We start from the raw sequence: 13711 nt of genomic DNA on the forward strand, positions 1-13711 counted from the left end.
CCTAACGCGGGGCACCCTAGCTCCGCGTTCGACGACGAAGCAGCAGTAAGCCAGCGCCGGCAGCTAACAAGAGCAGGCCAAGGAACAACGGCCATAATTGCGCCCCAGTTGCTGCCAACGGATCCTGCGAACCCACCGAATCAGGATTAATCGAGTTACCGGCGCCTGGTTGACCAGTCCCAGGCTGAACTTCGCCTGGTTGAACACTGCTAATCAGAATCGCGCTACTGGCCACCGTTGTTCCGTTGAGCACGGCGGTCAGAGTGTGCGCACCATCTGGAACATCGGTAGGGATCGTCAGCTGGGCCGGACCAGCGCCGTCTGAGCCGACGCTAACGTTCCCCAGTTTGACCGGCGTGGAATGCAACCAGATTTCTACCGTTGCGCCGGCGTTGAACCCGCTCAGCGAAACCTTGATCTGTGCTCCGGCGCTAGCGTTTTGCGGAGCTTCGATCTTCGGCGTGCCCGGCTGGACTGAGACTGGCGGGACTACCACTGCGGCCGCAGCAGCCGAAACGTTTCCGGCCACATCGCTTGCCCGGTACAGCAAGGACACGCCACCCTCGCCTGCGGCCACCGGCGAGCTGTATGCCTGCCAGGTCTTGCCGCCGTCGAGCGAATACTCGGTGGAGCCAATCCCAGAACCACTATCACTCGCAGTAACCGAAATTTTTCGATCTGCAACGGTCGCGGAAACCAGTGGTAGCACGGTATCTACTTTGAGCGGCAGGGACTGAGCGGTCTCCACATTGCCAGCCTTATCCGTCGAGCGGTATTCGAAAGCCAGAGCACCATCGGGAACTGAAACCGGCGCGGTGTAATCGGTCCACGCACCATCAGCCAAGCGATATTGCGTCGAGGCAACCGCTACATCGTCAGTGGCGCTCAATGACACGGTCGGCGTACTCACATACCAGCCAGAACTGGACGGCGTTCCGCTCACCGAGGCGGTAGTCACCGGTGCTTTGCTATCCGGCGGCGAACAGTTGAACTTCGCATTGCCCCAAATGCCGTGCGCACCGTTGATCGCATCCGCGTTTGCCGGATCGAGCGAAAGCTCCAGATACTGCACCCCGGTCAAGTCTGTCTTGATCGGCTCCGGCGCGAATCCTGGCGTAAATGTCCGGCTCTGATAAAGCTGACGGCCATCGCCGTTCACGGTGAAAATGATCTTGCCGCCAAAGTCCTTCTCTAGGCCCACCTCCGCGCTAAACGAGCTGCATTGACCGCCCAGATAATAAGTAATCTTGCTCGGCGCGTGCGCACCAAGACCCTTGGTGTAGCTAGGGTTGGTGCCGGTTGCCGGATCGGTGTAATTGATCGCAAGCGGCAAATCGGGCGAGTCTGCAGCGTCCTTATTAGCCACATCTTTACCGATCACGCCGTAGCCATTGCTGGCACTAACCCACGGCAAATCCGAGGCGAAGACATCTTTATTCGGCGCAGTGGGCAGTTTTTGCGTGACCACCTTCCAGTCGAAGAACTTCACGTTCGTCGCGACCGGCAGCGTGACTGAAGCCAGTTCTTTACCAGGGATCAATCGCAGCGAATTCGAAAATGCTTGGTACTTGTATTGCGTGTACTCGGGAGATGGGCCATTGGCGTTGTTACGGCCCTGGCTTGAAACCGCAAGCACACCGCCGCCCAGATCCTTGGGCTGCAGCCAGTTCGGGAAGAACACGGTCTGCTTTTGCTTCGTTCCATCCGCATAGGTCAGCGTCAGCTCAGGGCTCACACCCTTTGCGCTTGCTGCAGACGCCAGCACCGCCAAGTGCGTGCCAGTTCCCTTTAGCGCAATAGTCTGGCCATTGAGTGCAACGGAGTTGTTGACATCGGGCCCGGCCGAGGGCCAGCTGTAGTTAATCACCGTGCCGTCAGCGGTGGTCACCGGCACCGGGCTTCCGGGCTTTACCCCACCTGCTGGTACCGAAGCGGAAGCCAGTTGTTCAGAGGAGAAGGTTGCGCCGCCGTCGAAATTTCCGCTCGCCTTACCTGCAACGGTGGTCACCGAGACCGCGTTATAGGCTCCAGAAAGGCTGCCATAGGCTACGTCGATCTGGTTTGCGCCACTCACGGTTTGTGCGGCTCCAGTGGAGTCTTGATAACTAGCCGCGGCTTCAAGCGTCTGCGCGCCAGCTGCAGAATCCTTGCCGGGAATCACCACAAACTTCGCGCTCACCGCAGCCCCAGCTGGCACACTCGCTACCGAATCGCCGCTGCTGGATTCCACCGTCCAACCAGCAGGAGTCTTGATGCTCAGCTTTACCTGGGTCTTTGCCCGGTCGCCATTATTAGTAAAGCTCGCAGTTGCCGTGCTCTTCGCACCCTGGAAGACCTGCTTGTCCAAGCTGAGCTTGACCTGCGCAGCACCGGCATCGGAATCTTTGCCACCTACCGCACTGCTGTCCTTCAGCACGACGACGGCGCTGGCGTCTTTAGCAACTTGGCCGGCTTTGACCCGGACTACTCCGGCGGCGCCGTCGTAAAACCAACCGGTCTGCGCGGCGTCGAACGCTGCTTGGTCCACGACCGTGGCCAACTCAGCCCCGTCTTTGAGTACTGACGCCGGCTTCGAGCCGGAGTGCACGCTCAATTCGTACGGCCGGGAGGCCGCAATACCGGCGTAGTCGCCCTTCCGGGCGCCGATCATTACCGTGACATCTCCCGCGTTCTTGACTGGCGCTTGCACTGCTAAGTCTTGAACGGCGCTTTTGCCTTGCTGGTAAGCGCGGCTAGTTTTATCGTCCTCGTTAAAGGCTGAAGGCTGAAGACCCGCTCGGGTAAACGTTCAAAGTCAGCGCGGAGTCTTCCGGCACTAGCGAAGCATTAAGTGCCACGATGCCTTGCGGCACCAAGGCGCCGGCCCGAACAAAAAGCGGCAACGTCTGCAACGGTGCTTTGTAACCGTTGAGCTTCTGGCCGCCTTGGTAAACCGTGCCGGTCCAGTAATCAGCCCACTGACTGCCAGCAGGCAACACAATGCCGTTGCGAATATCGGTGCTGGCAGAAACCGGTGCGACGCGATAATCCGGGCCGAGCATAAATTGATTATTGGCATCTGCACTGTAAGAGGCAGGGTCCTGCGGGAATTCAAGCGCCATGGTGCGGGCCATTGGCATACCAGTGGCATTTGAACCCGCGGCGAGCGAATAGATGTACGGCATCAATTGCTGACGCAGCTGCAAGTACGAGCGATTGATCGCGGTAGCGGCATCGCCGTAGAGCCACGGCCGCTTATCAGTTGGTGCCAAGCCGCTCATTGAGTAGAGCGCTGGCGCAAATGCCTTCCATTGCAGATCGCGAACATAGCTTTCTGGCGAGCCACCAAAGATGCCGTCCACATCGGCGGTAGTGAAAGCCAGACCGGAGTTGCCAGAGCCAGCAATCGCCGGAACTTCCCAGCGAATCGCGTCCAAGCTGCCAGTGTGGTCACCGGCCCATTGAATGCCGCAACGTTGCGAACCGGCCCAGCCCTCGACCATAAGGGCCACGCCGCGATTTGCCGAGTACTGTTCAATGCCGTTGTGCGCCGATTCGCAGCCGGTCAGCGCCATCCGGTAGCCCTCGCCAACCCAAGCCACATCGAGCTTACGCAGCGCAATCCCGTCCTGGCCTACTTCGGTGGGCTGATTAGTGAGTGAACGCTGGGTCCAGAGACCAGTTTTAAGATCGGCAGACTTCTGAATCTGCTGCACGGTGCCGCCCAAGCCTTTGCCCGGATTGGCCGGGTCGTACGGGCTTGGGTCCTTGGTGTACTCGCAACCGTAGCCGTCGTTGACCAGCATCCAGGCACCGGGCATGTCGTTGGTGTTGAATTGTTCAGCAGTTTGCACCGCGTCGAAGGTGTGCTGCTTAGGTGCGTTGGGATCGTTGAACCCTGAGGAGTAGTCGGGGTTAGAGCGGTTGTAGCAATCGGCGTCGCCATATTCCAGCGCGTAGACCGGTGGCATCATCGGCCGCCCAGTGAGTTTGGTGTAGCCATCCAGAGCCTGTTTGTAATCGCCAACAAAGTAGTAGGCGTCAAAGCGCTTTTCCTGATGAGTGCTGGTTTCTACCGGGCCAGTGCTGCCAAAATCGTAGCTGCCTGGCGCAAAGGTATTGCGGAAGACGCCATAGCCAGCGCTAGACATGTAGTACGGCACTGCATTGGGGTTGCCGCCGTCGGCCCAGTTGTAATCTTTGCTGATGTTGATGGTCTGCCCGGTGTGCACCGAGCGACCGTTCTGCATGCCGCCGCCAAGGAACTGCTCGCCCGGCTGGCCCGTCAGTTGCTGCGTCGTCGAATCGCCAAAGCTCAGCGGAGCAGCTTCAGCCCAAACCACGGATCCATCGGCCCGGCGCAAGGTGAATTTTCCGCTGGCTTTCTCTACCTCAAGTTTCAGGGCATAAGTGGAAATAGTGATGGTTGCGCCGTCTTTCACTACCACTGATGCTGCGGTGAATTTGTCTGCTCCGACGACAATATTGGCGGATCGAGCCGGGTCATTTTGCGTAGTGTTAGCCGGATCCGTCAGTGTTCCGCTCGGGTCGGCCTGAATGCGGAAATTCTTCGCGTCCAAAAAGCTCACTCGCAATGCGCCGGTAGCCGGTTTGAGCGTCACGGTCGCACCGTCTTGTTCAAAGCCGGATATTGCGCCGAGCGAGGTCCCATTCGCGGCAACCGGCACTTGGGCTTGGGTATTGCTACTGATAGGCGCCGCTTGCGCTTGCGTGGCACCAAACAACGGGCCAATAAGAGGCACCGTCCCTACGGTAATAAGTGCGGCCAAGCCCAAAGCAATTGAGCGGTTCGACTTCAAAGCAGAAAAAACAGCACGGTGCCCCCATCAGGTCATCGTTGACTTTATCTGATCGTAATCACAACATATTGCTCAAGATAAATCAATAGCTGGCTACTCCATGACAACACTGCACCACTTTTGGTCACTATTAAGCACTCATAACCTCGAAAAGTGGTGCAGCGTTTCGCAAATGGGGTGTTGCGTTGATCACATTCTGGTGTACCTTGTTTTAATCGATAGGTAAGTTTCCAGACGATTGATTTGGGTGAATGCGATGTCTCTACCGGACCCAGCAAACTCCGCATCATTAATGACCGAGCCGCGCTAAGCCGCATTTTGCGCGCCGGCGAAATCTCGCGCTCCGAACTAGAAGATCTCACCGGCCTGTCCAAACCCGCCACCGCGGACCTGCTCAGCCGACTTGAGTCCGCAGGCTTAGTACAAAAACAAGGCATGCGATCTGGCGGGCCAGGACCTAAAGCCCCACTCTGGGGAGTTCGCCCGGAGGTCGGCTTCGCTGCGGGGGTCCACGTAACCCCCGGTTTCATTGATGTACAAATCACCGATCTCTCCGGAACCGTCGTCTCGCAGCATCAATTCGCGGCATGTGCTTCCGCTGGCAGTTGGGTGCGTCGCGCAATCCAGGCCGCCTGCGTTACCGCGAAAATCTCAGAAAAACAGATTTTGCATACGGTGATCAGTTTACCAGGAGCGCTTGACCCGCGCAGCGGCCTGCTCAAGTTCGCCCCGCACATGCCCGCTTGGAGCAATTACGATCTGCTCGCAGCTCTGGATCTGGAGTTAGATATGCCGGTGACGGTCGAGAATGACGTCAACCTGATGGCGTTGGCAGAGCTCGACAGCGGCCTGGCCGCTCATGCCGAAAACTTCGCCTTGGTCTGGATTGACTCTGGATTGGGTGCGGCAATCGTGATCCGGCGCGAGCTATTTCACGGCTTCACTGGTGGAGCCGGCGAAATTGATTACTTACCAATACCGGACCGCGCCCAAGCCGAAACCGGCATGGGCAGGCAGGGCGGCAAATTTGGTAATTTGCTCAGCCCCGATGCGATATCTGCACTCGCCCAGGCGCACGGACTGGAAAAACAAAATCCAGCACAGGCCGTCCGGACCGCAGCAGCCAACCATCAAGACCCGCACCATGCAGCCTTCCTCGACGATTTAGCCCTACGCATCGCCACAGGCCTTTCAGCCATAGTGACTGTGTTAGACCCGGAACTGCTGCTGCTCGGCGGCAGCTTCGGCGTTGCTGGCGGCGAGTATTTGGCTGATTTGGTGCGGATAAAAATTGGCGAAGTAATGGAAGCTCCGCATGGCTCAACCGCGGAAGTAATCGCGCTTGGCGGTTCTGCCGCAGCGGGTTCTGCCGCATCAAGTTCCAACCCCACAAGCTCAGCCGGTGATGCGCTGGCTGGCGCAAGTTCACTCGCCCTCAAACATGCCCGCGAAAAGGCCTTCGAAACCGGTTCAGTGATGACCGGCTAGCTCACACGGTCGAAAGGCCGAAAACTTCATTCCCCACCATTGCGCAACACCTCAACAAGGCCTTGCGGCGATGGCTCGCACCCAAAACCGGTCCAGCAGGCTAACTTGCTGGCCCAGTCACCCACCAGGAGGAACCATGCAACACAAACGCAAGTTCACCACCTCGTCGCTGTTGCCGGGGTTTACCATCGCCTTAGTCAGCACACTCGCGCTCACCGCTTGCGGCGGCGTCGGCAATAGTAACGGAACCGGATCGTGGCAGGCCGCGGCAGCGCCGTCGTCGTCGGACGAAAAGGTCAGCATCACTATCTGGAGCAAATTCGCGGACCGGGAACTCGCCGCGGTCAATTCAGTACTGGATAAATTCCACCAGCTGCACCCAAATATCAAGATCAAAAGTGAAGGCAATCAAGACGACGACAAGATCACCCAAGCTATTCGGGGCGGCAATGCGCCAGATGTCGCGATCTCCTTCACTACAGACAATATTGGCCAGTTCTGCAGCTCCGGTTCTTTCCAGAACTTGCAACCGTACTTGGACCGGGACAAAGTCGATCTGAATCAGATTCCGCAGGCCACCCGCGACTACACCTCCTTCCAAGGCACTCGGTGTGCGATGCCAATGCTCGCCGATGTTTATGGCCTGTATTACAACAAGAAAATGTTCGAAGCAGCTGGCATCAGCTCGCCGCCGAAGACCCTGAGCGAACTTGCCGCAGACACAAAGAAACTCACCCAGTTGAACGCCGACGGCAGCATCAAGGTGGCCGGGTTCGTACCCACACCGGGTTTCTACGAAAACACCGTGCAGACGCTGACGCCGCAGTTCGGTGCAAAATGGCAGAAATCAGACGGCAAATCTGCGCTCGCGAGCGATCCGGCTTGGTCGAACATGCTGAACTGGCAAAAGGACCTCACGAATTTCTACGGCGCAGATAAGCTCACGCAATTTACGGCGTCCGCTGGCCAGGAATACTCGGCCGATAACAACTTCGAAACTGGTAAGACCGCGATGATGGTCGATGGCGAGTTTCGCACCGCGTTTATCGCCGCCGAAGCGCCAGACCTCGACTACGCGACGGCACCATTTCCAGTTCCGGACGATAAGCCTGAACTCTATGGCACCGCGTACACCACCGGAACGATCATCGGCATCCCGAAGGGCGCCAAAAATGCCGGCGCAGCCTGGGAACTGATCAAGTACTTGAGCACGGACACCGACGCGTTGGTTGATCTTGCCAATGCGCTCAAGAACGTCCCCACCACGGCAGCTTCCGCGAAGTCTCCCAACCTCAAACTCACTCCGCAGTTCCAGACCTTTCTGGATCTATTCAACGGCGGGAAATTGCAGAATAACCCTTCTTCCAACAACGGTGGCGCTTACATTAAAGTCGCTCAAGATTTTGCACTCAAATACGCCAATGGCGGTGCGCCGGATCTCGCTGCTGGGCTCAAAGAAGTCGATAGCCAGATCGACAATCTCTCCACGCTAGGTCATTAAGCGTGGCAACAATTACTGAGGTGGCAACGCCACAACAGAAGGCGCCAAAAAAGAAGAACAACAAAGCTCGACGCCGACTCACCATTTTGGCCTTCATGTCACCGTGGATTTTGGGGCTCAGTATCTTCTTTCTGTACCCGCTGCTCACTACGGCCTACTACTCGCTCACCAATTTCGATCTGATCAACGATCCAACCTGGGCTGGCTTCAACAACTTCATCTACATGTTCACCAAAGACCCGCTGATGTGGAAAGCCATTGGTAATACTGTCTGGCTGACCATCGCGATCACGGTAGGACGAGTGGGCTTCGGCTTGTTGACCGCGATCGTGTTGACGAAGCTCAAACGGGCATCTGGCGCCTTTCGGACGCTGTTCTATTTGCCCGCACTGGCACCGCCAGTAGCCGCGGCTTTGGCCTTCGTGTTCATCCTCAACCCTTCCACCGGGCCGCTCAACCAGTTCCTCGGTTTGTTCGGCATTCAAGGCCCGCTCTGGTTCAACGACCCAGCTTTCGCGAAACCCGCGTTGACCGTGATGGCCCTTTGGACCTCAGGCACCGTAATGGTGATCCTGCTGGCCTCACTCTTGGACGTGCCGGGCGAGCTCTACGAAGCTGCTGGCTTGGATGGTGCTAGCGGCTGGCAGCAATTCCGGCACATCACGCTGCCGTCCATCGCGCCAGTTCTGACCTTTGCGGTGGTCAACTCGATCATCGTCGGCTTGCAGTTCTTTACCGAAGCCGTGGTGGCTGGTTCGGTGGCTTCCGGGAGCTCCGCCGTCGCGGGTTCTTCGCTTTCGATCGGCTACCCAGATAACTCAACGATGACCTTCCCCATGCGGCTCTACGAACAAGGCTTCCACCAATTCCATATGGGCTATGCCTCAGCAATGGCCATTGCGTTGTTCCTGGTCAGCGCAATATTCACTGTGATTCTGGTCCGCCGGATGCGTTCGGCCGGCATTGGGGAGGAAGCATGAGCGTCCTAGAAGCTCAGCAGAGCACCACACCGAAATTGCCCAAACTGCGAAGTTTTCGGCAACAAAATGCCCTGGCCTGGATTGGCAATCACGCGATCGCGATCGTGCTGGCTATCGGCTTCATCGGACCGATTCTGTTCATTGTGCTCACCGCGCTCATGAGCGACCAGCAAGCACTAACCAAGAACCTCTGGCCTACCTCCTGGCACTGGGAAAATTTCGGTGAAGTGTTCGAAAAAGCACCAATGCTGGCGTACTTTGGCAACTCGCTGCTCTACGCAGGATTAGCGACGGCGTTCATGCTGCTTTCCAGCGTGCCGGTGGCCTACGCGCTGTCCAGGCTAAAGTGGCGCGGCCGGAACACCATGTTTTATCTGGTGATCGTGGCGATGCTGTTGCCACCGCAGGTGATTGCGGTTCCGATGTACGTCATCTGGGCCAAAATGGGCCTCACTGGCACGCTCTGGCCGCTGATTCTGCCGAACCTGCTCGGTGACGCCTTCAGCATCTTTTTGCTCCGGCAATTCCTGATCACCATTCCGCAAAGCTACTCGGACTCGGCCCGGGTGGACGGCGCCTCGGAGCTTTCCATTCTTTTCCGAGTGATCTTGCCCATGGCCAAGCCAGGCATGGCCGCAGCCGCGCTTTTCAGCTTCCTCAACGCCTGGAACGACTACTTTGGCCCGCTGCTTTACACCGGGGAAAACCAAGGCAATTGGACGCTATCACTAGGGCTTGCCTCTTTCAGAAGTGTGCACCAAGTGCAATGGAACCTGACCATGGCAGCCACCGTGCTGGTGATGCTGCCGGTCATCATCTTGTTCTTCTTAGCCCAAAAACAATTCTATCGAGGGCATCAAGTTCTCCGGCGTGAAAGGTTAGACCAGCGTGAAAGTGACTGTAGTAGGCGGAGGATCCACCTACACCACCGAGCTAATTGATGGCTTCGCTAGGCTTCGCTCCGTATTGGATATCACCGAGCTGTGGCTGGTTGATCCAGACCCGCAGCGGCTAGAACTAGTTGGCGGCGTATCGCAACGGATCTTTGCCCATGCTGGGCACCCTGGCACCATCCGGACCACCTCAGACCTTGAAGCTGGTGTGGCAGATGCCGACGTCGTCCTAATCCAGTTACGGATTGGCGGCCAGGCCGCACGCCAAGGTGATGAGACGTGGCCGCACGAAGCGTGTTGCATTGGCCAAGAAACTACTGGACCGGGCGGCTTCGCCAAGGCCTTACGCACCGTGCCGGTAGTGCTTCGGGTTGCTGAAGCAGTGCGTCAGCATGCCAAACCAGATGCTTGGATTATCGACTTCACCAATCCGGTGGGCATTGTCACCCGCGCCCTGCTGGAAGCCGGGCATCGCGCCGTCGGGCTGTGCAATGTTGCTATTGGTTTTCAACGAAAGTTTGCTGAAATGCTTTCAGTGGATCCGGCCGCGGTTGCGCTGGAGCATGTGGGTTTGAATCACCTAACCTGGGAACGCGGCGTACAAGTTGCTGGCCAGGATGTATTACCCACGTTATTGGCTGAACGCCGGCCGGAACTAGCTGAACACGTGCACATGCCGTCCGAGCTTTTGCGGCTGCAGGGCTCGGTTCCGTCCTACTACCTGCGCTACTTTTATGCCCATGATGTGGTGCTCGCCGAGCAGCTGAAAGAGCCTACTCGCGCTGAAGCGGTGATGGCGGTAGAGAAAGCGCTTTTGAGCAAATACGCCGACCCGTCAGTGGTAACAAAGCCGGCCGAATTGGCTGAGCGTGGCGGCGCGTACTACTCCGAGGCCGCCGTTGACCTGATGGCGTCATTAGTCGGCAACCGTGGCGATGTGCAGGTGGTCAACCTACGCAATGACGGCGCATTGCCGTTCCTGCCCGACGATCATGTGATTGAAGTCCCGGCAAAAATCAGCACGTCTGGTTTAGAAATTCAGCCCGTTGCCGAGGTGCCTGAGGAGATGGCAGGCCTGATTTCTGCCGTGGCGCGCTACGAACGGCTTGCCCTAGAAGCCGCCACCTTGTCTACCGCTGCCGACGGCCGGGGTCGAGTGTTGCGCGCGATGCTGGCGCACCCGCTAGTTGGTCAATTCGACAAAGCAGAAAAGCTCACCGATCTGCTGATCGCCAATAACAAGCAGCACTTGGCGTGGGCACAATGAGCGCTCCGAACATAAACTCCGCGGCGGTCCGCGGTGTGCTGGCCGTCGACGGCGGCGGCTCCAAGACCGACGTCGTGCTGCTTTCGCTTGAGGGTGACTTGCTGGCTCGCGAGCGTTGGCCTGGATCGAACCCACAAATCACTGGCCTCACTGAATCAATTGCCGTGATTGATGGATTGGTTCGCAAAGCCCTGACTTCTAGTTCGGTGGAATTAGTGGGCAGCAGTGTCTATTTGGCGGGGATGGATCTACCAGCGGAGATCGCCGCATTCAGGAATGCTGTTTCTGAACTGAGTTGGTTTGACGACGATTCCGTGGTGGAAGTTGATCTGCTGGCGCTGCTACGCGCTGGGACAAGTGAACCGAATGCGGTCGAAGTGGTCTGCGGCACCGGTATCAACGCCGTGGGCGTGCGCGCGGACGGGGCAACGTCGCGGTTTCCCTCCTTGGGTCGGATTTCCGGTGACTGGGGCGGTGGCGGAGATTTGGGCGCTGAGGTACTTTGGCACGCCGTGCGCGCCGAAGACGGCCGCGGCCCCGGCACAGAGCTGCGTGACTTGATACTGGCCCAGTTCTCGGTGTCTTCGGTTTCTGAAGTAGTGGAAGCGTTGCACTTTGATCGGCTACCGGACCGCGCGGTAGTTGAGTTGACCCCGCTGCTGTTTACCGCCGCTGCCTCTGGCGACCAGGCGGCCTCCGAGCTGGTGCGGCGTCAAGCAGAGGAAATCGTCACGATGGCGGTGACTTCGCTACGTCGGCTTGGCCTGCTCGAAGAGCCAGTGCCGGTGGTTCTAGGTGGCAGCGTGTTGGCCGCCGCGCACCCTGAGTTGATGACCGCCGTCGAACGAGGCTTGGCACTCTGGGCACCGAAGGCTAGGACCGAACTGGTTACCGCGTCGCCGGTGCTTGGTGCCGCGCTGCTAGCGTTGGAGCAGATTGGCGCTTCGCGTGGCGCCGTTTCCCGGGCAGCGGCGGCACTCGCGATATAGCGCTGCTGATACACAGCTATTTTGTCGGGGCCAGCGAGTACGCTTTCGATGGAATCAGTCGTAGGAGCGGAAGCGTGAGTCGGAAACTATGAGCAAAGAACAATAGAGACGCCATTGACCAAATGTTGCGGCAAGCACCAAAAGGATTCGGCTCGCAACCGATCGAGGAAATGCGAGCTAATTTCGCAACCATGATGGCGACGTTCGCGGTGCCCACCAACATTCGAACGTCGCCGACGACGCTGGTTGACCGGCCTGCACTTTTGGTCGAGCCAGAAGCAGATGCCCGTCCAGGCACGATTCTGTACTTTCACGGTGGCGCGTTTTCGCTCGGCTCGCCAGAAACCGCAATCGGCCTCGCCGCTAATCTGGTCACCCGAACCGGTTTCCAAGCACTTTCGCTTGATTACCGGCTGGCACCGGAACACCCCTTCCCAGCCGCAATCGAGGACTGCCTGGCGGCCTATCGATCGCTTTTAGACGCTGGCACTGAGCCAACCTCAATCGCCTTCGCGGGCGACTCGGCGGGCGGCGGACTCTCGGTGACCACCTGCCTAGCAGCTCGCACGGCAGGCTTGCCAATGCCCGCAGCGGTTCTCGCGTTCTCTCCGGGTCTTGATCACACGCGCAGCGGGGCTAGTATGCAGACGAAGGCCGGGATTGACCCGTTCTTCACCCAGGAGAGCCTCGCTTTTACTGGCTCGATGTACCTCAACGGGCAGGATCCACATCAAGAGCTGCTAGCACCGGCTGTGTTAGCTGACCTGACCGGCTTCCCGCCAATACTCTTGCAAGTCGGCGCGAATGAGTTGATGTTGGACGATTCCGTGCGGTTGGCAGAACGTGCGCGCGATGCCGGCGTCGACGTCATCCTGGACATCACCGCGAATGCTCCACATGTCTTCCAGTCCTTCGTCGGCCTGCTCGATGAGTCCGATCAGGCGCTGGACCGTGCCGCTCTGTTCCTCAAACAACAGCTCAGCTAGTCGGAAGCGCGGTACGGGGATGAGGCCGGCACCCTACCAGGGCACATCCTAACCGTGTCGATCTAAGAACTGCAGGCCGCCGGCACCTAACTGAGCTTCTAAAACGTCGACGACGGCTGGGATGCTCTCTTCCGGTCGTAGCGGAGCATCAAAGCCGACGAGGCTGGTCCGATTGTGCCCGGGATCAATGAGCAACTTTGTCTGTCCGTCTTCGCCCGTGCGATTGACATAGCTGCGCATCAGCTGATTGAGCGCGGCCTTGCTAGCTTTGTAAACTTCATAGCCGTCATCGGTGTTGAGCGAGATACTTCCTTGGCCAGAGGACATTATCGCGAGCGTTCCATCTGAGGTAACCAAACTTCGCAATGATTCCAAGACCCGCAACGGGCTCAGCGCGTTCGTAACCATTACTTCGGTGAATATCTCGGTACTCACCTCGCCGATTAGCTCGTTGCCCAGGTTGATTCCGGCATTGATGAAAAGGAGCTCGAATTTTGTCCCTGCCAGACGGTCCCGGAGCGCGACTAATTGTTCCGAGCTGGTCATCTCCAGCGATTCAATAGTAAGCTGCCCGTTTGAAGCATCCGCGCTCATGCGTAACTCGCCGCCCTGCTGGCGCGTAGTGGCGGTAACCTGCCACCCACGCCGGACCAGTTCTTTAGTGAGGATCAGCCCTAGACCTCGATTGGCTCCGATGACGAGCGCCCGGCGGTTCGAATGTACAGACATGTTCATTCCTTTACAGGGAAGATATTTGATTTGACGAGACGTTGCGTCTAGACAAAAACTATTCTAGCACCGCGAGTAT

10 protein-coding genes are annotated in these 13711 nt (G+C 58.0%); 7 read left to right on the forward strand and 3 right to left on the reverse strand.

Annotated elements, in window-relative coordinates; genetic code table 11:
- Positions 1-16: 16 nt before the first annotated feature.
- Together RSAL33209_RS19030 and RSAL33209_RS19035 are read right to left on the reverse strand one after the other, a co-directional pair.
- On the reverse strand, positions 17-2689 hold the full coding sequence (locus tag RSAL33209_RS19030; protein ID WP_012246751.1) for an NPCBM/NEW2 domain-containing protein: 2673 nt from the start codon (positions 2687-2689) through the stop codon (positions 17-19).
- Between the two features lie 61 nt (positions 2690-2750).
- Positions 2751-4799 carry a TIM-barrel domain-containing protein gene (locus tag RSAL33209_RS19035; RefSeq protein ID WP_012246752.1) on the reverse strand — a complete coding sequence of 683 codons (2049 nt, stop codon included), beginning with the start codon at positions 4797-4799 and terminating at the stop codon, positions 2751-2753.
- Between the two features lie 243 nt (positions 4800-5042).
- Between RSAL33209_RS19035 and RSAL33209_RS14975 the strand changes: the two genes are divergently transcribed.
- The 7 genes from RSAL33209_RS14975 (at position 5043) to RSAL33209_RS15005 (ending at position 12903) form a co-directional block, all read left to right on the forward strand.
- Positions 5043-6287, forward strand: a complete 1245-nt coding sequence (locus tag RSAL33209_RS14975) for an ROK family transcriptional regulator (protein WP_012246753.1) — start codon at positions 5043-5045, stop codon at positions 6285-6287.
- 136 nt (positions 6288-6423) lie between these two features.
- Positions 6424-7788, forward strand: coding sequence for an ABC transporter substrate-binding protein (locus RSAL33209_RS14980; RefSeq protein WP_041684873.1), 1365 nt, complete (start codon positions 6424-6426; stop codon positions 7786-7788).
- Between the two features lie 2 nt (positions 7789-7790).
- Entirely contained in the window at positions 7791-8768 is a 978-nt protein-coding gene (locus RSAL33209_RS14985; protein WP_012246755.1) for a carbohydrate ABC transporter permease, read from the forward strand.
- Positions 8765-9709: a carbohydrate ABC transporter permease gene (locus RSAL33209_RS14990; RefSeq protein ID WP_012246756.1), complete on the forward strand. Its 945-nt coding sequence runs from the start codon at positions 8765-8767 to the stop codon at positions 9707-9709. The genes RSAL33209_RS14985 and RSAL33209_RS14990 overlap by 4 nt, the downstream gene beginning before the upstream one ends.
- Positions 9663-10928, forward strand: coding sequence for a 6-phospho-beta-glucosidase (locus tag RSAL33209_RS14995; protein ID WP_233494226.1), 1266 nt, complete (start codon positions 9663-9665; stop codon positions 10926-10928). Before RSAL33209_RS14990 ends, RSAL33209_RS14995 begins: the two co-directional genes overlap by 47 nt.
- Positions 10925-11917 carry an N-acetylglucosamine kinase gene (locus RSAL33209_RS15000; protein WP_041684875.1) on the forward strand — a complete coding sequence of 331 codons (993 nt, stop codon included), beginning with the start codon at positions 10925-10927 and terminating at the stop codon, positions 11915-11917. Before RSAL33209_RS14995 ends, RSAL33209_RS15000 begins: the two co-directional genes overlap by 4 nt.
- A gap of 122 nt (positions 11918-12039) precedes the next feature.
- Positions 12040-12903 (forward strand): alpha/beta hydrolase, encoded by an 864-nt coding sequence (locus RSAL33209_RS15005; protein ID WP_012246759.1) that lies wholly within the window; start codon positions 12040-12042, stop codon positions 12901-12903.
- A gap of 48 nt (positions 12904-12951) precedes the next feature.
- On the opposite strand, the gene RSAL33209_RS15010 is transcribed toward RSAL33209_RS15005, so the two are convergent.
- Positions 12952-13632 (reverse strand): SDR family NAD(P)-dependent oxidoreductase, encoded by a 681-nt coding sequence (locus RSAL33209_RS15010; protein ID WP_041684876.1) that lies wholly within the window; start codon positions 13630-13632, stop codon positions 12952-12954.
- Positions 13633-13711: the final 79 nt, after the last annotated feature.

This window comes from Renibacterium salmoninarum ATCC 33209 (assembly GCF_000018885.1).
Taxonomy (GTDB): Bacteria; Actinomycetota; Actinomycetes; order Actinomycetales; family Micrococcaceae; genus Renibacterium; species Renibacterium salmoninarum.